Origin of the sequence: Acetoanaerobium sticklandii, from assembly GCF_000196455.1 — a bacterium.
GTDB lineage: Bacteria > Bacillota > Clostridia > Peptostreptococcales > Filifactoraceae > Acetoanaerobium > Acetoanaerobium sticklandii.
Genome location: NC_014614.1, coordinates 1,744,473 through 1,769,886 on the forward strand (window position 1 = coordinate 1,744,473; position 25,414 = coordinate 1,769,886).

At 31.5% G+C, this 25,414-nt stretch carries 26 protein-coding genes; 4 read left to right on the plus strand and 22 right to left on the minus strand.

The genetic code is table 11. The features are described 5' to 3' along the window. Positions 1-126 precede the first annotated feature (126 nt). Genes CLOST_RS08190 through CLOST_RS08200 form a run of 3 tightly spaced genes read right to left on the minus strand, consistent with a single transcriptional unit; the run spans position 127 to position 1,661 of the window. Positions 127-624: a nucleoside recognition domain-containing protein gene (locus CLOST_RS08190; protein WP_013361826.1), complete on the minus strand. Its 498-nt coding sequence runs from the start codon at positions 622-624 to the stop codon at positions 127-129. Then, positions 624-1,055 (minus strand): nucleoside recognition domain-containing protein, encoded by a 432-nt coding sequence (locus tag CLOST_RS08195; protein WP_013361827.1) that lies wholly within the window; start codon positions 1,053-1,055, stop codon positions 624-626. The genes CLOST_RS08190 and CLOST_RS08195 overlap by 1 nt, the downstream gene beginning before the upstream one ends. 12 nt (positions 1,056-1,067) lie before the next feature. Then, complete coding sequence (locus CLOST_RS08200; protein ID WP_013361828.1) at positions 1,068-1,661, minus strand: hypothetical protein; 594 nt, start codon at positions 1,659-1,661, stop codon at positions 1,068-1,070. Positions 1,662-1,925: 264 nt separating this feature from the next. On the opposite strand from CLOST_RS08200, the gene CLOST_RS08205 reads away from it, so the two are divergent. Together CLOST_RS08205 and CLOST_RS08210 are read left to right on the plus strand one after the other, a co-directional pair. Next, positions 1,926-3,212 (plus strand): putative DNA modification/repair radical SAM protein, encoded by a 1,287-nt coding sequence (locus tag CLOST_RS08205; RefSeq protein WP_013361829.1) that lies wholly within the window; start codon positions 1,926-1,928, stop codon positions 3,210-3,212. 21 nt (positions 3,213-3,233) lie between these two features. Further along, positions 3,234-3,968 carry a TIGR03915 family putative DNA repair protein gene (locus CLOST_RS08210; RefSeq protein WP_013361830.1) on the plus strand — a complete coding sequence of 245 codons (735 nt, stop codon included), beginning with the start codon at positions 3,234-3,236 and terminating at the stop codon, positions 3,966-3,968. Between the two features lie 8 nt (positions 3,969-3,976). On the opposite strand, the gene CLOST_RS08215 is transcribed toward CLOST_RS08210, so the two are convergent. The 6 genes from CLOST_RS08215 to CLOST_RS08240 form a co-directional block, all read right to left on the minus strand. Next, positions 3,977-4,864 (minus strand): DMT family transporter, encoded by an 888-nt coding sequence (locus CLOST_RS08215; protein ID WP_013361831.1) that lies wholly within the window; start codon positions 4,862-4,864, stop codon positions 3,977-3,979. 75 nt (positions 4,865-4,939) lie between these two features. Then, the gene (locus tag CLOST_RS08220) at positions 4,940-6,418 is read right to left on the minus strand and encodes a hypothetical protein (protein WP_013361832.1); all 1,479 of its coding nucleotides are present in this window, start codon (positions 6,416-6,418) and stop codon (positions 4,940-4,942) included. A gap of 143 nt (positions 6,419-6,561) precedes the next feature. Further along, the gene (locus CLOST_RS08225; RefSeq protein WP_013361833.1) at positions 6,562-7,749 is read right to left on the minus strand and encodes a glycine C-acetyltransferase; all 1,188 of its coding nucleotides are present in this window, start codon (positions 7,747-7,749) and stop codon (positions 6,562-6,564) included. Positions 7,750-7,802: 53 nt separating this feature from the next. Further along, complete coding sequence (locus CLOST_RS08230; RefSeq protein ID WP_013361834.1) at positions 7,803-8,762, minus strand: L-threonine 3-dehydrogenase; 960 nt, start codon at positions 8,760-8,762, stop codon at positions 7,803-7,805. A gap of 199 nt (positions 8,763-8,961) precedes the next feature. After that, entirely contained in the window at positions 8,962-9,420 is a 459-nt protein-coding gene (locus CLOST_RS08235) for a chemotaxis protein CheX (RefSeq protein ID WP_041487158.1), read from the minus strand. Then, the gene (locus CLOST_RS08240; RefSeq protein WP_013361836.1) at positions 9,411-10,280 is read right to left on the minus strand and encodes a response regulator; all 870 of its coding nucleotides are present in this window, start codon (positions 10,278-10,280) and stop codon (positions 9,411-9,413) included. Before CLOST_RS08240 ends, CLOST_RS08235 begins: the two co-directional genes overlap by 10 nt. A 271-nt stretch (positions 10,281-10,551) precedes the next feature. Here CLOST_RS08240 and CLOST_RS08245 point away from each other — a divergent pair, with 271 nt between their 5' ends. Further along, positions 10,552-10,983, plus strand: coding sequence for a MarR family winged helix-turn-helix transcriptional regulator (locus CLOST_RS08245; RefSeq protein WP_013361837.1), 432 nt, complete (start codon positions 10,552-10,554; stop codon positions 10,981-10,983). A 229-nt stretch (positions 10,984-11,212) separates the two neighbouring features. Here the strand turns inward: CLOST_RS08245 and CLOST_RS08250 are convergent, their stop codons facing one another. The 5 genes from CLOST_RS08250 to CLOST_RS08270 all read right to left on the minus strand — a co-directional run bounded on the left by CLOST_RS08250 (position 11,213) and on the right by CLOST_RS08270 (position 15,419). After that, a complete protein-coding gene (locus tag CLOST_RS08250; RefSeq protein ID WP_013361838.1) occupies positions 11,213-11,914 on the minus strand; it encodes a zinc ribbon domain-containing protein in 702 nt (233 codons plus the stop codon). Between the two features lie 194 nt (positions 11,915-12,108). Next, positions 12,109-12,498 (minus strand): VOC family protein, encoded by a 390-nt coding sequence (locus tag CLOST_RS08255; protein ID WP_013361839.1) that lies wholly within the window; start codon positions 12,496-12,498, stop codon positions 12,109-12,111. Positions 12,499-12,616: 118 nt separating this feature from the next. Next, entirely contained in the window at positions 12,617-13,975 is a 1,359-nt protein-coding gene (locus tag CLOST_RS08260; protein WP_013361840.1) for a DUF6179 domain-containing protein, read from the minus strand. After that, the gene (locus CLOST_RS08265) at positions 13,968-14,456 is read right to left on the minus strand and encodes a DUF6323 family protein (RefSeq protein ID WP_013361841.1); all 489 of its coding nucleotides are present in this window, start codon (positions 14,454-14,456) and stop codon (positions 13,968-13,970) included. The genes CLOST_RS08260 and CLOST_RS08265 overlap by 8 nt, the downstream gene beginning before the upstream one ends. A 174-nt stretch (positions 14,457-14,630) precedes the next feature. Further along, positions 14,631-15,419 carry an EcsC family protein gene (locus tag CLOST_RS08270; protein WP_013361842.1) on the minus strand — a complete coding sequence of 263 codons (789 nt, stop codon included), beginning with the start codon at positions 15,417-15,419 and terminating at the stop codon, positions 14,631-14,633. 211 nt (positions 15,420-15,630) lie between these two features. Between CLOST_RS08270 and CLOST_RS08275 the strand changes: the two genes are divergently transcribed. Further along, the gene (locus tag CLOST_RS08275) at positions 15,631-16,956 is read left to right on the plus strand and encodes a metallophosphoesterase (protein ID WP_013361843.1); all 1,326 of its coding nucleotides are present in this window, start codon (positions 15,631-15,633) and stop codon (positions 16,954-16,956) included. Here CLOST_RS08275 and CLOST_RS08280 read toward each other — a convergent pair. The 8 genes from CLOST_RS08280 to CLOST_RS08315 all read right to left on the minus strand — a co-directional run bounded on the left by CLOST_RS08280 (position 16,933) and on the right by CLOST_RS08315 (position 25,414). Next, a complete protein-coding gene (locus CLOST_RS08280) occupies positions 16,933-17,532 on the minus strand; it encodes a flavin reductase family protein (RefSeq protein ID WP_013361844.1) in 600 nt (199 codons plus the stop codon). The two genes, CLOST_RS08275 and CLOST_RS08280, sit on opposite strands and share 24 nt — an antisense overlap. Positions 17,533-17,687: 155 nt before the next feature. After that, positions 17,688-18,524, minus strand: a complete 837-nt coding sequence (locus CLOST_RS08285; RefSeq protein WP_013361845.1) for an ABC transporter permease — start codon at positions 18,522-18,524, stop codon at positions 17,688-17,690. Between the two features lies 1 nt (position 18,525). Next, a complete protein-coding gene (locus CLOST_RS08290) occupies positions 18,526-19,446 on the minus strand; it encodes a daunorubicin resistance protein DrrA family ABC transporter ATP-binding protein (protein ID WP_013361846.1) in 921 nt (306 codons plus the stop codon). A 246-nt stretch (positions 19,447-19,692) separates the two neighbouring features. Beyond that, positions 19,693-20,103 (minus strand): NAD(+)--rifampin ADP-ribosyltransferase, encoded by a 411-nt coding sequence (gene arr / locus CLOST_RS08295; RefSeq protein WP_013361847.1) that lies wholly within the window; start codon positions 20,101-20,103, stop codon positions 19,693-19,695. Positions 20,104-20,243: 140 nt separating this feature from the next. Beyond that, on the minus strand, positions 20,244-20,756 hold the full coding sequence (locus CLOST_RS08300; RefSeq protein ID WP_013361848.1) for a dihydrofolate reductase family protein: 513 nt from the start codon (positions 20,754-20,756) through the stop codon (positions 20,244-20,246). 71 nt (positions 20,757-20,827) lie between these two features. After that, the gene (locus tag CLOST_RS08305; RefSeq protein ID WP_013361849.1) at positions 20,828-21,232 is read right to left on the minus strand and encodes a GFA family protein; all 405 of its coding nucleotides are present in this window, start codon (positions 21,230-21,232) and stop codon (positions 20,828-20,830) included. 404 nt (positions 21,233-21,636) lie between these two features. Next, positions 21,637-24,207, minus strand: coding sequence for an SNF2-related protein (locus CLOST_RS08310; protein ID WP_013361850.1), 2,571 nt, complete (start codon positions 24,205-24,207; stop codon positions 21,637-21,639). Continuing rightward, positions 24,200-25,414 carry a hypothetical protein gene (locus CLOST_RS08315; protein WP_041487160.1) on the minus strand — a complete coding sequence of 405 codons (1,215 nt, stop codon included), beginning with the start codon at positions 25,412-25,414 and terminating at the stop codon, positions 24,200-24,202. The genes CLOST_RS08310 and CLOST_RS08315 overlap by 8 nt, the downstream gene beginning before the upstream one ends.

A 25,414-nucleotide genomic window follows, 5' to 3' on the forward strand; every position in this document is an offset into this window, starting at 1 on the left:
ATAAGTACTAACTGTACTAATATAAATAATACACTTAGAAATAAAAAAAGTCAAACCAATTTATTTGATTTGATTTTTTCATATTAATAGATATAGTTGTTCCTTTTATTACTTTGTGAATGTGTATCAATTGCTTTGTTTTTGCTTTATAGCCTCTTTCTTAATTTGAAGCTCATTTAAGTCAAGAATTTTATCTGCTCTTCTTGATATTAGATAGGTGACTAGAATTGCTGCAAAAAGCCTTGCCGCAAACAATATCCACCCATTTGCTCCTACAGCCACAAAGATTAGAGTGTCTTCAAAAATAGCATGACAGCTAGCTAAAAATACTATAAGAAGAACCAAATCTTTCTTAGAAAGATTTCCTTCTTTTGAGCTTTGTATTATTACTCCTGCTCCATATGACAGCCCAAATGTCAAACCAATAAGCAATGGAAATGCTGATTCCTGAGACATATTAAAAAAATTTGTTATAGGCTTTAAAAATCCACTTATATAATCTAAAACTTTGTAATCCTTAGCTACCTGCATCACTATCATAAGTGGTATTACTATGAGTGCAATATTAAATACAGAGTTTATACTTCCTGATGCCGCCTCAATAAAAATATCAATGAAATTCATTAGAGTGTAACACCTCCAATCAATGTCCCATAAATAAATCCAGCTAAAATCATCAATGATAATCTCATTAAAACTACTTTAGATGCACTGACATTTAGCTTCTTTACAACTGCTGTCTCCATAAAAAGAGAATGAGAAAATGAAAGCATAAGTGCTATAACCGTAACCTCAAATGGAGTAAGAGAAAGGGCTTTTATCGCTCCAATAGCTGCGTAGATGTTGAGCATATTTCCCATAACTAAAACAATCGCTGCTTCACCCGGTAGATTAAAAAAATTCATAAATGGTTCAAAAATCTTAGCCATAAAATCCAGTACTGGAGTATGCCCTAAAAAAGTAACAAAGAAATATACGGGAATAACTATTTTGGCTAACATCCAAGTTGTTTCTAGGCCTTTTTTAAAGCCATTTTTTAATGATGTAACTAACAATGAATAACCTCCTTACATAGAAACTCTGATGTGAATTAAAAGTGCTAATGTGAAAATAAAATTCACGAAAATATATCCATAGCGGGATTTTTTACTTATAAGATTTGCTCCTTCAAGCAGTTCAGATATCTCTTCTTTAAAATTAATTTTTTCTGATATACTTCTCATATTTGAAAAATGAACCAAAATCATTTTTCTGTAAGATATAGTATACAATAAGCTAATTTCGCTTATTCCTTTATCTATATGCAGGGATGATTTATAACAGGATGATTCTATATCATAGCTTGCTAATACTTTATTAGCACAAGTACAAAAACTTTTCCAATCTGTATTAAAAATTACTGTTGAGTTATTGCTAAGTATATACCTGACTATAAAAAAAAGAACTAGCATTCCATAAATCAGCTCTACTACAGACAAGCCGTATTTGCTACTAAACTGAATCCCATAAATAATGGGTTTTTCAATTAATGCAATAAAGTAAACACATACTGAACCAAAGAAATTCTCATAATATGCTCTTTTAGAAATTGACATATAAAATATATTTATAAGATTAAGAATAAGCATCCAACCTACAATGAAAGATAAGGCTCTTTCCATAACATCACCCTTGCCCCTTAGTATCTGCTAAACTATAGAAACATATTACTATAATATCTAAAATTGGAGGAATTTACAATTGATATTACATGTATTTTGAATACAATTCAACTCAATAAAAAATTTAATATATAAATTTTAACTTAGCTTACTTCATTTTTATTTTACCAAACATATGTTCTTTTTAAAGTTTTAGTTGTATAATGTAATTATAGTAATATAACTTAAGATAAATTATTAGTATTTATGTAGTGAGGTTAAGCTATGGAAACATTAGATAAATTAAAAATTCTTGCTGAATCAGCTAAATATGACATTTCTTGTTCTTCAAGCGGAGGAGTAAAGAGAAAATCTAACAATAAAAGCGTTGGCAGTATTCATACAAGTGGTATTTGTCATAGCTTTACAGCAGATGGAAGATGCGTTTCCCTATTTAAAATTCTTCTTTCCAACTCCTGTATTTATGACTGTAAATATTGTATTAATAAGGTTACAAATGACATTAAAAGAGCTACATTCACGCCAAAAGAGGTATGCGAGCTAACTATAAGTTTTTATAAAAGAAACTATATCGAGGGATTATTTCTTAGCTCTGCTATTGTAAAAAATCCTAATTATACCATGGAGCTTCTCGTACAGACAGTAATAATGCTTAGAACCGAGTATCATTTTAAAGGCTATATACATCTAAAAGCAATCCCTGGCGCTGATCAAATTTTAATTACTAAGGCTGGTCTTTATGTAGATAGACTTAGTGCAAACATCGAGCTTCCTAGTAAGGATTCACTTAAAATTCTTGCTCCTCAAAAAACTTACAAAGATATACTAACTCCAATGCACACTATAAGCCAGAAGCTCCTAGAATCTGGACAAAGCAAAACAAAGAGCAAAGAGCTTTTTGTACCTGCAGGTCAAAGCACTCAGATGATAGTAGGCGCATCTCCTGAAGCTGACGGTCATATTATTAGGCTTTCTGAAGAACTCTACAATAGATTTTCATTAAAGCGAGTTTATTATTCTTCATATATACCTGTAAATGAAGATACTTTACTACCTGCAATACCAGAGCCCACATTTTTAAGGGAACACAGGCTATATCAAGCTGATTGGCTACTTAGGTTTTATGACTTCAAAGCAAGTGAGCTTTTATCAGTCAATCAGAATTTCAATTTAGCACTTGATCCTAAAGCTAACTACGCACTTAACAACATGAATTTATTTCCAGTTAATATCCAAACGGCTAGCTATAAGCTGTTGCTCAGAGTTCCTGGAATAGGGGTAAGAAGTGCAAAAAGAATAGTCGAAGCTAGAAGATTTACTAATCTTAGATTTGAGGATTTAGTAAAAATTGGAGTAGTTATGAAACGAGCAAAATATTTTATAATTTGCAGGGGAAAATATTTTATGGATTTAAAATTCAAAGAGGAGACGATAAAAGATTATATTATTATGGATGAAAAAATAAAAAACAAAGTATCTGAAGGTATTCAGCTAAGTATATTCGATCTTCCAAGCTACGAAATTATGAGTAGCGTAACAGGTGAATATTAAGATTATTAAGGAGATTTAATTATGCCTATTTTATTATATGATTCTACCTTCGATGGACTGCTATGCGCCATTGCTAAGGCATTTAAATACAATTATGAAGATGTAACTATAAATGATAAATCATTAGGTCAGCTATCACTTATTGATAAGGTTATGGATATAGAAACTGATCCTATTCTTTCAAAAAAAATGTACGAAAGAATTGCAAGTCTCTGGGGAAGTCTAACAATCGAAAACATATACAAGGCATATTTATATCCAGAAACGGAGACTTTAATATTTAAGTATCTATACCTTCTTACTAAAGAAAAAGCTACTCCTTTAGAGGCCTTATCCCATGTCGAGCTTACTTTACTAGATAAGCGTATTCAATGTGTTTCTAGGGATATCCATAGGTGGTATGGATTTTTAAGATTTAAAGAAGTTAAGCCTAACACTTTTTATGCTTATTACGAACCCAAATTCGACCTAACAAACTTAATTATTCCTCATTTTATCAGTAGATTTCCAAATCAAAATCTAGTCATTCACGATACTTTAAGATCCTATGCTGCACTATATAATCAAGTAGAAATAGTCTATCATAGACTAGAAAAGCTCAACTTGGATTTATTATCAAATTATGAAAATAACTACCAAGAAATGTGGAAAGAATATCTGCATCATCTTACTATAAAAGAAAGAATAAATCCCAAAAGACAAATGGCCTTTATGCCAAAAAAATACTGGCCATTTATTTCAGAAATGAAAAATTAATCTTTGATTTAATTATTAATCTCCTTATTCTTCTCGCTTAAGGTAACAATGCTTACAGATATAATTACTATAGCTGCACCTAGAAGCTGAATACTACTTGGGATTTCTTCATACCAAAAATAGCTTACTATAAAGGTTACTACAGGGATCAAATTCATAAAAACAGCTGATATTGTAACCCCTAAATTATTAAGAGCAAACATATAAAAATAAGTTGCTATTCCAGAGCAAAATACTGCTAAGAATATAAAATGCATTGATATTTCTGGATTAAGTTGACTCCAATTTACCTTTTCAAAACCTAAAAAAGGAATGAAGGCTAAGCAGCCAAACAAGCTCTGATAAAAACTTACTGTAACATCTGAATATGTATCGAAAAGTGGCTTTGTAATTATAAGATATATACTAAAAGATATAGCTGCTCCTAGCATATATAAGTATCCTAAAAGGCTTCCTCCTGATGATAAGTCTCCTCCTATAACTAAGTATACTCCAAGTATAGATAACGCTACTGCGAACAATGCTGTTAACTTAGGAATTTTTTTTAAAAAAAATATTTCACCAAATGCTGCAACCACTGGCATAAATGCAATTATAACCGATGCTGCGCTGGCACTTATTCTCAATATCCCGTTATTTTCAAAGAAAAAGTATATTGTTATTCCAATAATGCCTGCAGTCGCCATTAAAGGAATATCTTTTTTTAGTAGCTTTTCTTTTGGAGCAGCGTACTTCATAATAGGAAATAAAATTATACTTGCTATTACAAATCTGTAAAACGCTAAACTAAGAGGTGGAAATACATCCATTGATATTTTAATGCTTATAAAAGATATTCCCCACATCACAACTGTAATAATTAATAAAATAAGTCCTATAGCTTTTGATTTATTCATAACCTTCCCGCCTTAAATGTCAATGTAATAATGCCCTTAAGTAAGGGCATTATTATTGTATCATATTTTCTCATTCTATTTATGTTTCTTTAATGCCAATTCCATTTCCTCTATTGTTTTTTCTAGTACAAATACCCTCGCATATTTTTTTGAATTTCCAGGAACTATATGCCATGGTGCATAGCTTGTGTTTGTTTTATAAATCATTTCATTAATTGCACTTTCATACAAATTCCATTTCTCTCTGTTTCTCCAGTCTTCATCGGTAATTTTATATCTTTTGTCTGGATTCTCTTCTCTTGCTTTAAATCTAGCTAGCTGTTCTTCCTTGTCTATATGAATGAAAAATTTTAACACTATAGCCTTATAGCTTTTAAGATGTGACTCCATTTGATTTATTTCATCATAGGCTCTTCTCCACTCATTTTCACTTGCAAAGTCTTCCACTCTTTCGACCATAACCCTGCCATACCAGCTTCTATCAAAAATAGTCATATGGCCAGTCTTAGGCAGATGCTTCCAAAATCTCCACAAGTAATGGTATTTTTTCTCTGTTTCATCAGGAGCAGCTATCGGTATAACTTCATAGCCTCTTGGATCTATACTTTTAGTGAGTCTTTTTATATTACCTCCTTTTCCTGCTGCATCCCAGCCTTCAAAAACTATTATTGTAGGTATTTTTTCTCTATACAAGTCATATGCTAGCAATTTAATCTTTTCCTGAAGTTTCTTTAGTTTTTTCTTATATTCCTCATCCGAAATATCTAAGCTTAAGTCAACATTAGAAAGTGGCAATACTTTTTGATTTAGATAATCAAAATCTATATTCTCACTGCTTCTTAAGTTCATATCCTCCTTAATAAGCATATTTTTGAACAGCTCAACAGCAGTATGGATTAAAAATTTAGATGCATTCTTTTTATCACTACTGTCTATCAAATGCCAAGGAGATTTTGGTGTATTTGTTTTGCTCAATAAATTATCATAATGCTCATAGTACTCACTATAATTTTTATTTTGATATATATCCTTTTCTTTTACTTGCCACTTAGTAGAATCATCAGATAGAAGAGCTTTCAATCTAGATTTCTGTTCCTTTTTACTTACATGTAGGAATATCTTGATAAGCAATATGCCTTCATCAATTAAAATTTCCTCAAAATTAATAATATCATCAACATCAAGCTTATATTTATTGGATTTTGATGGAAGGTCATCAACTAGCTCTCTATACCAGCTTCTGTCAAAAATCATGATTTCGCCTTTTCTAGGTATCTTTTGCCAAAATCTCCAAAGAAATGGCTTTCTTTTTTCCTCCTCTGTAGATTCATGGAAAACCTCAACCTTATAGCCTCTTGGATCTAGCTCTTGGATTAGTTCATTTATAAGAGTTCCTTTTCCAGATGCATCCCAGCCCTCAAAAATAACAAGAACAGGTAACTGCTCTTCTTTAATTTTTTGTTGTAATCTGGCTAATTCCGCTTGTAATTCTTTGTAGCTTGTATTAATAGCTTCAAATATTCCCTCTCGTTCTAAATCAAAAGCCTTGAGCATATTTTCCCCTCCTCAAATAAAAGTATAAGTAATATGACTATTTATATCCAAACTAAGGCAAATTAAGCAAGGTTCGCTTATCTTCTAAGTAAAAAAGCTGCATACCAAAGGTATACAGCTTTCTATATTTCATACAATTTATATTAGATAATATTCATTTCTTTTCCAACTTTTGTAAAAGCATCTACCGCGCGGTCTAATTGCTCTTTAGTATGTCCTGCAGTAACCATGCAACGTACTCTTCCAGTTCCTTTAGGAACAGTTGGGAATACTATTGGACTTACAAATACTCCTGCTTCAAATAATTTTTTAGAGAACTCTATTGCTTTAGCTTCTTCTCCAATAATAATAGGAGTAATTGGAGTTTCGCTTTCTCCTGTGTTGAATCCTAGAACAGACATTTTTTCTTTGAAGTAACGAGCGTTATCCCAAAGCTTGTCAGTGTATTCTTCACTTTCCATTAGCATTTTTATAGCTTCTATTATTGAACCTACTGCAGAAGGTGTCATTCCAGTAGAAAATAAGAATGGTCTTCCTCTGTTTTTTAGCCAGTCAATAGTAACCTTTTTACCAGCTACATATCCACCAACAACGCCGATAGCTTTAGAAAGAGTACCAATAGTGAAGTCAACTCTTCCATGTAGGTCGAAATGATCTACAGTTCCTCTACCACTATGTCCTAATACTCCTGAAGAGTGTGCATCATCAACATAAGTCATACAGTTGTATTTCTCAGCAAGCTCAACAATTTCTGGAAGCTTAGCAATATCTCCATCCATTGAGAAAACTCCATCAGTTATGATTAATACATTGTTGTATTCAGATCTAGTTTCTTTAAGAACTCTTTCTAAATCTGCCATATCTGAATGCTTGTAAGTAGCTTTTTTAGCTTTAGATAATCTTGCTCCATCTATAATTGAAGCATGGTTAAGCTCATCAGAAAGAATTAAATCTCCTGCTTCAGTAACAGCTTGAATGGTTCCTGCATTACAGTTAAATCCTGATTGGAAAACTAAAACTGCTTCTTCTTTTTTAAACACTGCTAAAAGTGCTTCTAGTTCATCATGGATTTTCATGTTTCCAATGATTGGTCTAACTGCACCTGCTCCAGCACCGTATTTTTCTATAGCTTCTATTGCAGCTTTTTTTAATCTAGGATGATTAGAAAATCCTAAATAGTTGTTTGATGATAAATTGATTGCCATTTTTCCATTGATAGAACATTCTGCTTCATTTGGTCCATCAAGAGTTACTACCTCTTTATAAAGACCTGCTTGCTTTAATTCATCAATCTTTTCTTTGATAAATCCCATTTCATGTATATTTGACATTGTTTTGCCTCCTAACAATTAATCAATTACTCTACCTATATAATACACTATAATTAAAACTTGATGCCTAATTTTTCAGATAATTTCTCAAGCATATCTTTAGTCATTGATTCCATTGTATAGTCAGGTTTCCAGTTCCACTCTTCTCTTGCACAAGAATCATCTAATGAATTTGGCCAAGAGTTTGCAATTGCTTGTTTAACTGGATCTACATCATATGATAATTCAAATTCAGGAATATGTTTTCTGATTTCTCCTGCAAGAATCTCTGGGTCAAAGCTCATAGCTGTAACGTTGAATGCGTTTCTATGAACTAGTTTATCAGGATTTGCTTCCATTAAATCATGAATAGCTTTTATTGCATCTGGCATGTACATCATATCCATCATTGTTCCTTTATCTATGAATGATGCATATTTTTTAGCTTTTAATGCTTCATAATAGATATGAACAGCATAATCAGTTGTTCCTCCACCTGGAAGCGCTTTGTATGAAATAAGACCTGGGAATCTAACTCCACGAGTATCAACTCCGAATCTTTTGTAATAGTAGTCACATAATAATTCTCCAGCTACTTTAGTAACTCCATACATAGTAGTTGGTCTTTGAATTGTATCTTGAGGTGTATTGTCTGGAGGAGTGCTTGGTCCAAACGCTGCAATTGAGCTTGGAGTAAATACGCTAATATTTTTTTCTCTTGCGATTTCAAGAATATTGAATAGACCATTCATATTGATATCATATGCAAGCTGTGGTTTCGCTTCAGCTACTGCTGAAAGTAAAGCAGCTAGGTTTACTATAGTATTAACCTTGTATTTATCGCATATTTCTGCCATTTTCTTAGCATCTAATATATCCAATGACTCGAATGGGCCACTTGTTAACACATTTTCTGGACCATTATTTGTTAAATCACTTGCAATTACATTATCATTACCATATTGCTCTCTTAAAAACATTGTTAGTTCTGTACCAATTTGACCTAATGAACCTGTGATAAGTATTTTTCTCATTACCTAACCTCCATAATTTTATACATATACTATTGTGTTTGTCTAAAATACATTTTGTCAAAATAAACGTTTTTTTAAATACTATTTAGTTTTATTATAACTATAATTAATCTAAAAATAAAGTAAATTATAAAAAAATTTAAATAAAAAACTAACTTGAATAAAATAATCAAGTTAGTTAATGGTATTTTAAAGTGTTTTAATCTAACGCTACATTAACAGAAAGCGCTATTCCATCTACATCAAAGTCGATGCAAACAATATTATCTTTTTGCAGATTAATTTCAATTTCTTCTCCATACATCATGGTTGGAACAGATATGTCTACATTAATTCCATCATTTGAAAAATTTATACTCGCATTAGCAGTAAGCATATTTGATAATTCAGAAAGCGCGCTTTTGGACATGTCATCTAATTCCTCTACCGGCATACCCATCATCATTGTAGAGGCTATTTTTTTAGCCCCATCCATATCAATAGAGTAAACCACATTACCTTTTTTATCACCAACAATACCAAGAGTTAATACAACTCCACTTACTGTAAACTTCTTTCCTTTAAGGCTTATTCCTTTTCTAGTTATGCTAGAAAAACCAACTTGAGGCATTATACCTGTGACAGCTCCTATAAAGGGGTTAATCAATCTTACATCCACTCATCATCCCCCCTTTGAAAGCCAATATTCATAAATATCTCTCCCGCATTACTTTGTAACACCAACGATGTGCTCTTTATTTCTCCAATTGAGATAGTCAAATCCTTCCCATGAAAAATCGTAGGCGGAGAAACTCTAAGGCTCAGACCTCTATTAAAAGTGTTAAGCATTGAGCAAGCATTTCCTCCCACTATATTTCCAAACTCTCCAAAAAAAGCTATCATTTCATCCTTGGCTAACTCACTTTTGTTTAATGCTCGTTTTGCCAATTCTATAATAGTATCATCTGACATATCAATAACCAATCTTCCACAGTGTCTTCCTATAATACCAATAGTCACAGAAATACCTGAAGATTTTTTAGATTTTATATTTTCATTTATTTGTTCTTCATTATGAACTAAGGGAGCTGCTTCCAATTTTTTTAAATAGCTTATTAAAGCTTCCCTGAATGCTCCAAAATAATTCTCAGAAAGCAATCTATATAGTTCTTCTCCAGCAAAGAGTTTATCTATAGCTGAGTTAAACTCATCTTCGTCTATTGGCTTTTGTATATAAGCTCTCGCTCCAGCATCCTTAGCTTGCTTTATAATTTCTGCATCCATCATTGCACTTATAGCCATTACTTTGGCATTTGGACTGTGATTCAGAATTAGCTTTGTGGCCTCTATCCCATCTCCATCTGAAAGAGTCATATCCATAGTCACTAAGTCAGGCTTACAATCTAAAATTTCATCCTTAATTTCAGCTATACTTTGAGCTTCACATACTATTTCAAAACCTTTTTTTTCTAGTAATGATTTTAATATTGTTATTGAGAAGCTAGAATCATCAACTATCATTGCTTTTAATTTACTCATTACTTCCACCACCCACCAAATATGTTTATATATAAACTCTTGTGATTTTATACCCATTATACAGGATTTTTAAGCTAATAACATAAAAATTTACACTACTTTATTCTCAAAATTTGAAATAAAAATCCTCTTCTAGCATAATTATTCTCTATTGATTATAAATATTCAAAAAAAATTTCAAAATTATATATTATTTATTTGAAAATAATACTAAATGTGTGGTAGAATCAATAATTATTAAAATTTGATTTAAGGATGGGTTGGGATAACTTTGTTATATTGCATATTAGAAGATTCGCTTGGATTTATTTTAAACAGAACAAACACTAAGCTAAAAAATAGGCTTCACCAAGAATTCAAAAATTATGATGTGACTCCTGAGCAGTGGTCATTACTAAATTGCGTTTCTATAGATAAACCCATTACGCCTAAGGAAATTTCAGATATAATCTATAAAGATAAACCAAACACAAATCGAATCTTAGAAAAGCTATTTGATAAAAAACTTATATATAAAGTTCCCCATCCTACTGACAGAAGATCTTTTCATGTTTTTTTAACCGAAGAAGGGCTAAAACTTAGAACAAGTCTAGTTCCTATAGCTTACTCCATCACAGAAAAGCTAACTGATGGTTTATCACCAGAAAAAGTGCAAGAGCTTAAAGATTTGCTCAACCTTCTTTATAATAATGCCGATTTTTAGAATTATTCTATAAAACTCATTTATATAAAGGTTTAAACGGTATGAATATTCAGCTCGTAGAGGGTTATATATAAAAAAGTTAAGCCAAAAGGCTTAACTTTTTTATATAGTACTTAAATTGTCAATTGATAGCTCAATCGCTTCTTCTCTGATTTTTTCAGCTTCTGCAAACCACTCATCCGATGAGCAAAAATGTTATCAAAAGCATTAAATAAATAAATTGTAAAAATTATTTAATATTTGCCTTTTTGCATCTTTTAGCTATATAGTCGTATACAGAATTAAAGTCTTCTCTACTTACATAAATTTGATTTCGTTCAAAGCTCTCATTTACATATATTATATTTAGATTCCTTTTAGCCTTTATATTCTTAACCTTAGAAAATTGGCTATATGAGGTTTTTTTAGCATTTGCAAGCAAGCCTGCTCCCATAGCTGTTGGGTTATTAGCCAGCGCTCCAGCTAGAACTGTTATCATGCTCAGAACCTGAGAGCGCTTAAATTGTTTATCCATTTGGATATGTCTAATTCCCTTTTCATCCATTTCAAAAGCCACGCAATATTTTCCTCCATTTAGAACTGCTATTATTATGTAAGCAATTATTGCAAGGCCAACCATAATTCCTCCAGCAATGCCTCCTACGGTTACAAAAGCCTCAATAGCTTCACTAAATCCTCTTTCAAATAATTCTAAAAGGCTAACAAGTAGAGTTGGAAATGCTGTAGCTAGTAGAACTACCTTTAGCAAAGTAATTAATATCCCTGGATTAGTCCACATATTAAGCTCATAAACCCATCTATATACTCCATCTTCTCCTTTGGATATTTCCTTAGATTCATCAAGTAAACTGACTTCTAGTTGCTGATATCCACAAAATTCGCAAAACACACTTCCATCTTTTATTTCCTTGCTACATGATATGCATTTCATTCTATCCCCTCCTTCGATTATCTCTATATTAATCATGATACAACACTGAGAAACTATATATCAACCAAATATTTATTTATAGCTTATTAATCAAAAAACAAAAATGCTCCCTCCATAGAAACAGTTTTATTATTCAAACTATCTACCATAGAGAGAGCATATCCAAATGCTTGAGGCTGCTTTGCTGATTTACTTTAAATTGTTATTTCTATTCTATTCCCATCTGGATCTAAAATGCAGCTCTCATAATAGCCATCGCCTGTTACTCTAGGCTCTCCTACAATTTCATACCCATCACTTCTTAATCTAGCAGTAAGCTCATCTACGTTTTCTTTACTTCCCACTGAAACAGCAAAATGAATTAGCCCAAGATACTGCGAAAAGCTATTATTTAAGTTCAAAGGAATACTTGGCATTTGCATAATCTCTAGTCTACAACCTGAATCAAACATCAAAAAATATGATTCAAAGGATTTGGATGAATTGATATATTTACTTCCTGAAGTACATCCAAAATATTCTGTATAAAAAAGCTTTAGCCTTTCAATATCTGAAGTCCAAATAGCAATATGTTCAATGTTCATTTTCATTATCCTTTCCGAAAGAAAAATATGACTAAGTCTTTATAAAGTATTAGGCTATAGATTGTCATTTATGCACTGAAAATCTATTTTATCAATATAGATATATTTAATTATGATTTTATCCAATTACAATTACTTCAATCAACTTAGTAAACTTTTCCAGGTCTTGTGTAGATAATATAGCCTTATAGGTATCTAAAGCTTCTGCCAATATATTATTGCCGCTTCTACTACTCGGTTCGTAATCAATTGATGTAATCGAGTTTCTTTTAGCCAGTGCCGCTACTTCTCCTAAATTTAATTCATCTAGTATTCTTAGAATTTCATCTTCCGTTAAATCCGCATCTATTAAAACATCCTCTAAATCGCCCAGAGATTTAATCTCTAGCTTTATGATATTTTTCTTATCTGAGAAATGTCTGCATTGCCTTATTTCATCTATGATTTTTCTGTATTTTTCATCGTCCATTTTTATTCCAAAAGAAACTATAAGCTTGTTTGAATTATCATAATATCTAGGAACAACAAAAACTCTATCCAAGGTATTGTTTATAATTGAATTTTCAATCAAAACTGCAAGTTGATTCAAGCTATTATTTAAATACTTAATCAAGGATTCATTTAAATTTAGATCCACCTTAAGTCCTTCTAACCCTGACTTAAGTATATCCTGAATTTGAATTTTAGTTTTTTTATTAAAAATAATAAATAGCTTTTCTAAAGAGCTCTCATCTATTTCTAAATGTCTATAGTCCTTACCTACAAGCTCACATCCTAAAGCTGATAACAGTACCCTCTCATAGATATTAAACGGGATATCACTATAATTTTTATCATAACCACTTAAAAGATTATGGATGTCTTCGCTTGAAAAAAAAGAACAAAATAAGTTTTCATAGTATATCCATTCTAAATATTTATTTATAAATTCAATCCCTTTTAAGGGTTCCATTTTCTGATGCACTGGATAATCTGCAGTGATATGAATTTCATGAGCTCCAAATTCTGGGTAATATAACTTAAAAAAACCATTTATCCCATCTTCAATTGTTGATTTATAAAACACATTATCTGTTTTTACCAATTTTCTCAAGATTGATTTATGGAGCAATTTTGAAGTTATTTTCAGCTTATAGATTTGCTTTAAACCTTTAGTGTAAATATTAAAAATTCCTTCTTTTTTAATATCTTCTATGGCTAAATCTGGATTCTCATAGGTTTTTAGATATACTCCGAGTGTAAATAAAATCGAGGAAAGTAGCTGGGAAGCTGCTTCAATTTTTATTGAGCTACTTTCTGAGCCGTTGTACTTCTCTGTTTGTCTCGCTAATAGCAATAAACAATCAGTTTGTATATTCTCTACCTCATTTGCTGTTAGAAGGTTAACTCTAAAACCCTCTTCTAAAAGAGATTGAAAATAATCCTCGCTTTTTAAGAAGTCTCTATTAATTTTTTTAACTATTTCAATATTATTCAAGTGAATCCTCCTCATCCAAATCCGTCTTATCCTCTGTAATTTTTTCTTTGTACGCATATCTTAGTGTTCTAGCTAGATTATTTAATTCTCTTCCCGATAATAGCTCGAGTGAACCTTGACATATTGAATCATATGAAATCTTCATAAATTTTATAAGCTCATCATCGCTCATTAAGTCATTAGTTTCATTTTTATAATAATAAAATATTTCTAATAACTCATGGATCGTCTCTTCGTAATTGTGCATGGAAATGTATGGAGAATCACAAAATGCTAAAATGATTTTTTCAATCACGCCTGCTCCAAACTCGATTCTTCCGTTATCCTTTAAAGCAGTTACTCTCGTTTCTACTAATGCTGCTGCTTGAGTGTTTGTTAATAGTAGATTATATTTTTCTGTTATATCATTACACGACAAAACTTCTGAAACTGCTTGCTTCAGAAGCAAATTACTGTTTAATAACGAAAGTTCAAAATTCATATTAATTTCTCCTATAAATTATATTGACATACAAAAATAAATGTGTTATGATAGATTTGGATTAATTTGTTCACAATTCTATATATTTAAATTATATCTCATTTTCGAGATTTAGCAAGCTATTTCTATAGCTTCTTTTTTTTGCAAAAAAATTAGAACCATTTTGGCTCTAATTTATATCTTCTTTGATAAGTATCTTTTTTTATATTTTACTTCTGCATATTTTGCAATTTTTTTGATAATCGTATAATTGATTGTCCCTCCCAAGGCTCCAATCAAAGGAATCCCTTGAATGAACTTTCCAACTAGCAAAGCATCAGATAAGGTTTTAGCTGTATCTTTCACAAGCAAATCTAAATCAATATTCGTTTCTAAATTCTTATCAATAGAGTCTCCAAGCATTGATAGTTCATCATTTAATCTCAGCTTTTCCTCTCCTTCACTCATAGCTGCAGCTATTAGCTTAAGAATAAATGCTTTTTCCTCATCACTATCATATTTATATCCATAATTAAGTGCAATCTCATATATAGTCTTCATTATCACTCCAATAAATATAGGAATATCAGGAAGACCCACACCAAAAAAACCTAAAACACTCCCCTCTACAAAGGATAATGAAGTATTTAATCTTTTAGAATCTCTAGCATATTTATCCAGCTTGTTTATACTTTTTCGATTGAGATTTTTATCTAAGATATAATTGTTAACTTCATAATCAGACATAAGCCTATCTTTGTTATAAGTTTTTTCTATAACTATATTTCCTTTTTCAAAAACTAACTGAAATCCTTTGAAAAATGCCGATTCCAATGTGTCCTTAAGCTTTTCAGGGATTTTATCCTGCACTTTATCCATTACAGGAGTAACCTTTGACTTTATGAGCTTATTTTTCTTTTTATTTAAAATCTTTTCTTCTTTTTTGTTAAGTCGCTTAAATTGCCTGCTTAGTTCTTTAGACATAAAAATCACCTTCTATTTCTTAATATTTTAAATTCCCAAATAAGCAATAAATAATTCTGAAAAATAGAACATCAATATTATTCATATAAATTTAACTTAAGCATACTATATGAGTACCCAATTTTATGTATGGGTAATAATATAACAAAGTATCATAGTTTAATAAATTGAAGGTTTTAGAGTGATTTATAAATGAATAGAGGTGTAATCCATGCTCAAATTCATAAAATTTTTATCAATAGCTTTTACTATTACAAGCTTATTAGTTGCATGCAATAAGCTTGATTATTCTAGCGATATGGCTTATATAAAAACTCAAGAAAATATAGATTTTTTTATAGTTCCAGATATTCATTACTTTTCAAAATCAATCTACGATGACAAAGAAGCTTTTCAAAATTTTCTTGCAACTAGCGACGGAAAATTGATTAAATACAGCACAGAAATAATAACTAGCATCAAAGAAGATATCAAAAAAGAAAAGCCTGATTTTCTTATTCTTCCTGGAGACTTAACAACTAGTGGAGATAAAGAAAGTCATATTGAGCTAGCAGAATTACTTAATGAAATAGAACAAATAGGAACTCAGGTTTTAGTCGTTCCAGGAAACCACGATATAGAAAACCCATGGTCTAGAAAATTTATAGGCTCTGATGTCATAAAAACGGACAATATTTCATCTAATGACTGGAAAAATATTTATTATCAATATGGATACAGCCAAGCAATATCAACAGATAAAAGTTCTGCAAGCTATTTGGTTGCTGCCTCTGAAGATTTGTGGATTCTTATGCTCGACTCCACAATTTCTAATGAAAAATCAAAAAATCTATATCCTATTAAAGGTGGAGAGCTTTCAAAAAATACTCTTACTTGGATAAATAGCTGTAGTGAACTAGCAAAAAAAAATAATGCAAAACTAATGGCAGTAATGCATCATAATCTTCTTGAGCACAGTCAAATTTTCAATGATAGCTATACTGTAAACAACAAAGACGAAGTTTTAGATAGCTTTATAAATGCCAATATTGACCTAGTACTTACTGGGCACATCCATATCCAAGACATCAAATCATTTACAAAAAATGAAACTACAATTTATGACATCGGAACTAGCAGTGCCCTTGTTTATCCCAATCAATACGGAACACTTAGATTTAACCCAGCCAACGGCTATACTTATAATACAAAAGGCATCAATCTGGATATATTAGAAACTGAATTCGATAAGGAAGCTTTTGAAAATTATGTCCTAAGTTTATTCATGGATCAATGCTGCAATCAATATAAGGATTGCCTAGCTGAGCTAGATGAATTAAATGATGAAGATTTGGAAAAAGCTTATAGCGTTATAGTGGAAATGAATAAAATGTATTTCTCTGGTTTTAGAAATAATGCTTTAATTAATATCACAGCTTCTGAAGGCTTTAGTATTTTAAAAAATGTATCAAGCTGCTTTGCCCAGGAATATGTTCTTAGCATGCTAAATGATGAATTCGAAAACAACAATACTTTATTTATTCCTTTTTCCAATTGAATCTGTGCTTTTTTTCTTTTTCTTTGCAATGGAATAACCAAACGTACCCAGTGAATTTCCAAGTCCATAGTAGGTTCCATGAGAGTAGCAAATGGGGTTTGCTTGCGAAAGATTGAATTTCCCTTTTGCATCTAGATATTTTTCGTCAACATGAACACCTAAAACTTCAGCCATAAACATATGATGAGAACCTAGATCCTTAATTTCTATTACCCTGCACTCGATATTAACAGGACTTTCTTCAATCATAGGAGCACTTACAAACTCTCCTTTTATAGGTGTAAGTTTATTAATTTTGAATTTATCAAAATCTCTACCAGATTTCACTCCGCAAAAGTCAGTTTCTTTTGCAAGCTTATCAGTTGTTAGATTAATTACAAATTCCTTACTGTCTTTAATCAGTTCATACGAATATCTACTAGGTCTTATTGAAACATATACTAATGGCGGATTAGTACAAAGAGTCCCTGTCCACGCTATCGTAATAATATTTGGACGCTCCATATTACCACAGCTTACCATAACTGCAGGTAGTGGATACACCATATTTCCAGCTTTCCATAATTGTTTTGACATATATATCATCCTTTTCTGTTACTTTATAAAACCTAAGTATAGCAGATATATCATAAATATAAAAAAAGCATTACAGAACTATATAACTCTCTTAATGCTTTTTTAACATTTATTTTCAATAACAACATTAATTTAATTGCACTTTATTAAAGTTGTTAGCCCCATAAATCACTAGCATCACTAGAGCTTCTATTGATTTTCGAGAAATCTGTTTTAATAAAAGAGTTTGTAGACAGTAGTAAAAAAATCAGCCCTATTCCTACAATAATAACGAAAGACATAAAAGGAGTAACAATAAACCCATTTACATCAATTACTAGTCCTTCATTTGCAAGCTGGATAGTTGATAAATGAGTTTTTTCTAATACTATCATCCTAAAAAAGGCTGTCGCATATGTCATAGGATTAAGATATGCTATATATTTTAAAGAGGTTGGAAGCATTGATATAGGAATATATGCTCCTGACAAAAATGTCAACGGCATTGTCACTGCAGTTTTAACTATTTGGAAGGTTTGGCCACTTCTAACTATAGTTGCTAGATATAGCCCTACACCAGAAAATACAAGCCCAACGCAAATCATAGCTAAAAGAACAAATACAGGGGTAGTCCACGATGTAAATCTAATGCCTACAAAAAAACCGATTATTAAAATCATAAGTCCTTGTACAGTCGATACAGTGGCCGCTGATAAGAGCTGTCCTACTGCTACAGCAATTCTTTTGGCTGGTGAAACTAAAACCTCCTTCATAAATCCGCTTACCATATCGTCAACAGTCGATGAGGCAAGATTTAGTGAGCTCTCAAACACTGTAGCTATTATTACTCCAGAAAGCATATAAGTAATAGGATCCTCTATAAAATCATTTTTAAATATAGCTCCAAAAACATAAACGAAAAAAAATGGAAATAAAAGTGAGAAAACAAGTCCTGTCCTATTTCTCACAAAGGCTTTGAGTCCTCTCTTCCACAATGCATATACTGTATTCATATTATGCATCCTCCCTGATTGTTTTGCCAGTTATTTCTATGAATACATCATTAAAAGTCCCTTTTTTTATCTCAATATCAGTGATGTTATCTTTTTGTAGGCTTAAAACCTGTAATAATTGATGTATGTTTTCTGCATCGACCTTAAAGTATCCCTTTTTTTTCACAAATTCTAGCTTATGCTTTTCAAGTAAAGCTTCTAGCTCAGCTTCATTCTTGGCATTTATATATGCTTTATCTTTTGTAAATTCTTTCTTTAAAGCATATGGCGTATCATGAGCAACTATTTTCCCTCCATCAATTATAGCTATCTTGTTGCATATCTCAGCTTCCTCCATATAGTGAGTAGTAAGAAAAATAGTGATATTCCTTTCTTTTTGAAGCTTCAAAATATACTCCCATATATGAGCTCTAGTTTGGGGATCTAGTCCAGTAGTAGGTTCATCTAAAAACAAAACCTTAGGATAATGAATCAATCCTCTTGCAATTTCTACCCTGCGCTTCATCCCACCTGATAAAGCTCCTACTAGTTTTTTTCGCTCATTTAACAAATCTACTAGAGTCAAAACAAAGTGCATCCTTTCTTCTACTTCATTTTTGGGAATATTATAGAAAACACAATGCATTTTGAGATTTTCTTCAATTGTCATCTTAGAATCAAGAGTGGAGTCTTGAAATACAACTCCTATAGATGCTCTTACCTCGTCCTTTTGAGTAGATACATCTTTTCCATCAATTAAAAGTGTCCCTGAGGTCTTTTCAAAAATAGTACACAGGGTATTTATAGTTGTGCTTTTCCCTGCCCCATTTGGGCCTAAAAAAGCAAATACGCTACCTTCCTCTACTGTAAAGGAAATATCATCTACAGCTATGAAATCACCATATTTCTTTGTGAAATTCTTTACCTCTATTATTGGTCTCATTTATATTTTTACCTTCTCCAATCTATTTTGTAGCAATTCATAAACATAATATACCACATATCTGATATAATGAAACTTCATGAATTAAATCAATTGTTAAAATCCAAGAAAGATTAATGATAAGCTTTATCTTGTCTTAAAATAAGAATTCCACCCTGTTAACCAATAGGGCGGAATTCTTATTTAGTATTTCTAAAAAATGTGATATTTTTCTATTTCAATAACTGATTAAAAGCCTTCTCGTAATTAATCGTAAATTACATTTTTCCCTTCATCGCTCAATTTTTTTAAAGCTGAAAGCATATTATTTATTTCTTCATCAGAATGTCTTTCCCATGAGCTGAGTTCAGCTATTATTTTCAAAGGATATTTAGACCTGTAGGAACGTGTTGGATTTCCAGGAAATTTTTTGTCAGTTAAGTTTGGGTCATTTTCAAATTCCCCTAGTGGTTCTACTAGATAGATTCTCTCTTTTGAATTAGATTTCGCTAATTCAGCACCCCATTTAGCTGCATCTAATGTCGCAGTAAAATATATATAGTTAGATTTTTTATTTTGGTAATTTGATAAATTATTTGGTTTTAACAAATCCCCAACGTTCAGTTCCGCTTTAGTACCATGAAAAAATGGTCCTTTATCTATAACATCACTATTCATATTGATTCACCTCTTATATTTTTAATTTGCATATACCATTATAGTACTGAAAAGACAAACAAAGTAGACTATAAAGAATTTGCAAATTATAGTATAATTAAAGCAAAGGAATAGAATCACATATATTCAAAACCCAATTTTTATATTTTACTATAAACGAGCTCAGCAAACTGTCCATATTTTTTTACTTCTTTCAAATAAAACCTCTTTAATGATTCTTTTTGCGAAAATAGTGGCACTCCATCTCCTAATAACACTGGAGCAATTTGAATTATTATATTATCTACCATATCATTATCTAAAAGAGGAGCTAATAAAGTGTTCCCTCCAACTACCCAAATATTTTTATCAGGACTTATTCCATTAACAAAATCAACCACATCTGTATTCACAGGAATAAACCCCTCTACTGATAAGGAATCTGCATGAGTGAAAACATAATTTTTAGTAGTAGCATAAATGCTGCTAACATTTTCTATAGTTTCAATTTCACTAAATGTCCTTTTTCCCATCAACGTAATATCCATATTGCTATAAAAGCTTTCATAGTCAGTTTCTTCTACAGAACCTGTCTGATAAAGCCAGTCCAAACTATGATTCTTGTCGGCAAGATAACCATCCATAGTTATGCAACCATAAAAAAATACACTCAAGATTAAACCCTCCTTTGAAAATATGCTTTTCTAAATATATTAATAAAAGTTCACAATCCTTGATTCTTATTTTATCCATTTGGAAGTTTTTGAAACTTTGGTGCTTTCTCAAGGTCAGTATCCCAGTTTGCTTTACTTGCATAAAAGATATGTCCCTGTGGCTTAATATTTATATCACTGTCCATACATCCTGCAGGAACAACCAACAATCTTCCATCCATTTGTATATTTGGCAAAGCCGCTCCACAATTAGTGCAAAAACTTTTTATATGTCCTTCTAAACGAAAATTAAAAGTTTTAGTTTTATCTTGGCCAGATAGCCACTTTAACTTGGCTGTAGAAGAAAACAGATTTGCTGCATGCGCTGAACCTGTATCTTTTCGACATCGCTCACAATGGCAGAGATAAAAATTATCAAAATCTCCTTCTATTTCGAAAGTAACTTCACCGCAAAGGCATGATCCTTTATATATCATAAGTAAATCTCCCTTCAAATAGTTTAATCTTTGATTAGCCATTTCCTACTGATTGATTTTAATTCATCATTAACCTATCAATATAGTTTTCAAACAGAAAGACAAATTACACTAAATATTGTCGGTACTGGTATCCTCTGTCCCCATACTTATTACTGACTATTTAAGTTCAAACATACGCACAGTCTCGACATGCCTTGAGTAGACAAAAATGATGACGAGAGGACCTAGTGGAGCCTTGGTGGAGGGTTATTTTTCTGGAAAGTGATCTCATAATCTTGATCTTGTCATTAAACATGTACCTTAAATCTACTTCTCACTTAAGATTGTACACATTAAAACCTTCGAATAATTATGCCATACTCGAAAGATTTAATCAGCACAATTATCGAAGCTGTAAGAAATCAGAACTTCAAATCCCTAAAAATCAAATTCACATCATCTTCAACGGAAGTCACACGTTCTAATTTATTATTCTCGATTGCTTGTAACATTGTAGTTTCTTTCTCAAGCAATCTCTCATAAATTCTTTCATCTAATGAATATGCATCATTATCAATTGTAAAAAATTCATTCTGCAAATAATAATATTGGGTATATTGATCCTGCGGCAAACCCAACCTATGGATCCTATCTTTAGATTGCAATAGATGAACCAAGTTGTAACTGTATTCAAAGTAAATTGCATTATGGCAAGTATGGTGCAAAGAAACCGATTCTGCTAGAGTATGTGGGTTAGTAATCAATACATCCAATTTCTTTTCTTTAAACAGTTTTAAAAGAAAGTCTCTTTCCTCAAAATCTGTTGATCCATATATACAACCTACATTTAATCCTTGTGCTTGTAATTCATTTGATAGTCTCATTATTGAATCTACAAATATACACCAAACAATTACCGTTTCATCTTTCGCACAAATATTCAACACTTGATTTACACAGGCTGAAAATTTATGAGTTTTGTCTACTGAATTAATCAAAGCAACCAGCTCTGATGAAAAGTCTTTGAAGTCATAATCATCAACATCTCCAGAAATATCGAGAATATCTGTAAAATCTTCACCATTTGCATCGATAGAATTTAGTAGCATTTTAGGATTAGATTCTAATTGTAATAACCTGATAATCAAAACCAGCTTATTCTTTGCATATTTCATAAGCAAAATTTGGAATATTCGGTTTTCTATTTCACTTGCTCGAGTAATGATAATGATATCATCATTCGCATCAGGTACATTTAATTGCCTTTTTGTTGTCCGGCAAAAAAAAGGATTTATCTTATTATTGATATCTTCTATATCAACTTCTGTTGGCCGTTGTAATTGCGATTCCGAAAAGCCAAAGTATTCATCGTACTCGTCATGAAACAGAATTTCCAACAAATTTCTAATATCTAAATATGAATTAGGTATAGGCGTTCCAGTCATAACAATGGTGTAATATGCCATTTTAGAAACCTCTAAAGCATTTGCTGCCCTAACCCCATCTAGCGCTTTTACCTTATGCACTTCGTCAAAAACTAGTAATGTTCTTTTATCAATTAACTGTTTTACTTCACCTAAAATAGAGTTTAAGCTCTCGTAGTTGAATAAAAGTAAGTTCTTTTGTTTTGAATCATATAATATTGCATTCTTTTTATGTTCTAATTGAGTATATTCTTGGACATTAAATAGATTCAATAACTTCTTATCAGCAAAACACAGATTGAATTCATCAATCCATGATCCAAATGAGTTTTTGGGACCTACAACGACAATTTTATCTACAAGATTCTTATTACTCAAATAGGCATAAACACCTAGTACGGATGATGTTTTTCCTGATCCTGGGACTGAGAAATTAGCCGCCTTTCTCATGACACACATATAAAAGGAATCCCACGCTTGTTTCTCCCGAAGTTTTCTTGACATCTCTTGGTCGACAATCGCTTTGTACTGATTGAATTGATCGTATATTTCATTAGAATTTTGCTTGATTGCCATTCCAACATTTGCGCGTTCTTTAATATGAAGTTCACGCTCTTTAATATATTTCATCAATCTGTTCGTAACATGAAATGTATATCCTCTGGATTTCGAATCACTTTCCAGTATAGCTATGATTTTTTTGAAAGTAGGATATGTTAGTCGCTTTTTAAAAACAATTTTCTCCTGCTCACTTCGCTCTAGATCAACATATTTTTTTAGCCGCAACTTGTATAACTTATTATTACATATCAAAAGTGGGTCGATCTTTATGCTTAGTTCCAACGTATTACCGAAGTAATCCAATATTAAGCAATCCTCTTCTAGCAACACCGGTTCGAAAATAATCTTACCCTTGTTGTACTCTAAGATTTTTTTATATACTACTTCATCAACGTCGCAAACGTGAACACCGTGTGCTTTGTTTTCCCATAAATCATTAAAAGCCTCAATACTCTTTGTAATTTTTGAATAGTCAAACGGAGATGCCAACCAACTGCATGTTATGTCAAAGGCTTCATAGTTTGAATGGAATGCAGCATCTGTCTCATTGTTGGATCCTCGAAAGCAAATTATATTTCCTGATTTATCCTTCATGATACCAAACTTATCATGAAATATTCCTTTTTTAGTAAAGGCCATTTTAATATCAATAGTACCAACAGAGATCAGGTAAGCTAAATTTGAAAGATTGGCTTCTTCTTCCATTGTCAATTGCTCGTTTAGTTTATAAACGATACTTTTCCTCACATGATTTCTGAGTTTATACCCTTTACTTATCTCATTAAAATCATTCTCTTCTAACTCAGAGGATACAATAAGTCTGAATTTATACCCATTGCGAGCAAAAACCTCTAATCCCTTTGCATAATTTGCTAAGGATTTTGCAGAAAAATATGCAGACGCTCTATCGTACTCTGTACATTTGCTTAAAACTGGCGTATAGAATTCAGCTCCAATATCATCTTCATATGTTGAATATGTTGATTGTAATTTCAAATCACTAAACATCTAATTCGCTCCTGATTGAAAGTACAATTTGATCAATCATATCTAATTTTTCACGTATTTCACTTCTTTGTTCCTCTGACAGTTTTTTAAGTATTTTTGTGTCGATTAAGTCTAATGAATCAAATGCCTTTTCTGTTTGTTTAATCGGTTGATTACGGGTTGTATCTCCATCCACTCTGTTAACAAATTTTTCAGTAGAATGCAAGAAATCGCTTTTTATCTTCTCATTTGATCTAATGATATTAATCTCTTTATTTGAAACCTTCGGATGCTGTTCAAGTTCTTCACATACACGTTCAACAATTTCCATTTGCTCATCTAAAAACTCATCTAGAAATCTATTACTAGATGCAATCTTTTTTATTTTACGTGTATACCTAGTTGTATCACCAAAAGGCTGCATCAGGAATTGTGCAAATACTGCGTTTTTTAAATCTTCTTTCTTTTCTTCGTCTTTTACCTTTTTCAACATCATATGTAGTTCTTTTAATGGATCTACGATATTAAAGTGACGAGCGATATGAAATTGTTTCGGCGCATTAATAAAATCCAAAAACTCAATCATCAAGTTTGCTTTTTCAACTTCAAGCTGAATATCACTTTCACTCATATTTACACTATCTGCATATTCCTTTACAGTTAGTAGTTTTGTATCAATAATATCAGTGTAAATACCTACCAACCTATCGATTGGATTATATCCCACTTTTTCATCCACTCCATGCTGCAGCATTAACTCTAGCATTTTGATCTGCTTTGCATTTGTCTTAATACTATGATCTAAAACAACCGCTTCAAAATATTGAGTTTTACCTGTTTCTTTTTCAATATTTCTTAAACATGTAAATCTACGATTTCCATCTATAATTCGTCCATCCATAAGAACAACACCAGATTCCTGCTGTCCCACCATCTTAATATTCAACTGAGTTTTTTTAATCGCTTCTTTATTGCTTTCAGTAATGAACTCATGAATAATATTATTGTAATTATCTTGATCAGACACATCGACTGAATCAATATTATTCTCAACCTTATATTGAGCCATCCAAGTAGCAATACGATCATTTTGATCGTTATAATACAATTTATCCAATCGAATTTTATAGACAGGGTAATCCTTCGAAATGTTGTCAATTACCAATCTTTTGTTTGTATCATTTGCGATAACACTTTTTTCTTCAAAACCGTCTTTTAATAAATTCAT

Excerpts from the sequence above, each read along its gene's own strand:
- CLOST_RS08190 (WP_013361826.1), bottom strand. The coding sequence starts at position 624 with ATGAATTTCATTGATATTTTTATTGAGGCGGCATCAGGAAGTATAAAC.
- CLOST_RS08200 (WP_013361828.1), bottom strand. The coding sequence starts at position 1,661 with ATGGAAAGAGCCTTATCTTTCATTGTAGGTTGGATGCTTATTCTTAAT.
- CLOST_RS08205 (WP_013361829.1), top strand. The coding sequence starts at position 1,926 with ATGGAAACATTAGATAAATTAAAAATTCTTGCTGAATCAGCTAAATAT.
- CLOST_RS08210 (WP_013361830.1), top strand. The coding sequence starts at position 3,234 with ATGCCTATTTTATTATATGATTCTACCTTCGATGGACTGCTATGCGCC.
- CLOST_RS08215 (WP_013361831.1), bottom strand. The coding sequence starts at position 4,864 with ATGAATAAATCAAAAGCTATAGGACTTATTTTATTAATTATTACAGTT.
- CLOST_RS08220 (WP_013361832.1), bottom strand. The coding sequence starts at position 6,418 with ATGCTCAAGGCTTTTGATTTAGAACGAGAGGGAATATTTGAAGCTATT.
- CLOST_RS08225 (WP_013361833.1), bottom strand. The coding sequence starts at position 7,749 with ATGTCAAATATACATGAAATGGGATTTATCAAAGAAAAGATTGATGAA.
- CLOST_RS08230 (WP_013361834.1), bottom strand. The coding sequence starts at position 8,762 with ATGAGAAAAATACTTATCACAGGTTCATTAGGTCAAATTGGTACAGAA.
- CLOST_RS08240 (WP_013361836.1), bottom strand. The coding sequence starts at position 10,280 with ATGAGTAAATTAAAAGCAATGATAGTTGATGATTCTAGCTTCTCAATA.
- CLOST_RS08250 (WP_013361838.1), bottom strand. The coding sequence starts at position 11,914 with ATGAAATGCATATCATGTAGCAAGGAAATAAAAGATGGAAGTGTGTTT.
- CLOST_RS08255 (WP_013361839.1), bottom strand. The coding sequence starts at position 12,498 with ATGAACATTGAACATATTGCTATTTGGACTTCAGATATTGAAAGGCTA.
- CLOST_RS08265 (WP_013361841.1), bottom strand. The coding sequence starts at position 14,456 with ATGAATTTTGAACTTTCGTTATTAAACAGTAATTTGCTTCTGAAGCAA.
- CLOST_RS08270 (WP_013361842.1), bottom strand. The coding sequence starts at position 15,419 with ATGTCTAAAGAACTAAGCAGGCAATTTAAGCGACTTAACAAAAAAGAA.
- CLOST_RS08275 (WP_013361843.1), top strand. The coding sequence starts at position 15,631 with ATGCTCAAATTCATAAAATTTTTATCAATAGCTTTTACTATTACAAGC.
- CLOST_RS08280 (WP_013361844.1), bottom strand. The coding sequence starts at position 17,532 with ATGTCAAAACAATTATGGAAAGCTGGAAATATGGTGTATCCACTACCT.
- CLOST_RS08285 (WP_013361845.1), bottom strand. The coding sequence starts at position 18,524 with ATGAATACAGTATATGCATTGTGGAAGAGAGGACTCAAAGCCTTTGTG.
- CLOST_RS08290 (WP_013361846.1), bottom strand. The coding sequence starts at position 19,446 with ATGAGACCAATAATAGAGGTAAAGAATTTCACAAAGAAATATGGTGAT.
- arr (WP_013361847.1), bottom strand. The coding sequence starts at position 20,103 with ATGAATAGTGATGTTATAGATAAAGGACCATTTTTTCATGGTACTAAA.
- CLOST_RS08305 (WP_013361849.1), bottom strand. The coding sequence starts at position 21,232 with ATGATATATAAAGGATCATGCCTTTGCGGTGAAGTTACTTTCGAAATA.
- CLOST_RS08310 (WP_013361850.1), bottom strand. The coding sequence starts at position 24,207 with ATGTTTAGTGATTTGAAATTACAATCAACATATTCAACATATGAAGAT.
- CLOST_RS08315 (WP_041487160.1), bottom strand. The coding sequence starts at position 25,414 with ATGAATTTATTAAAAGACGGTTTTGAAGAAAAAAGTGTTATCGCAAAT.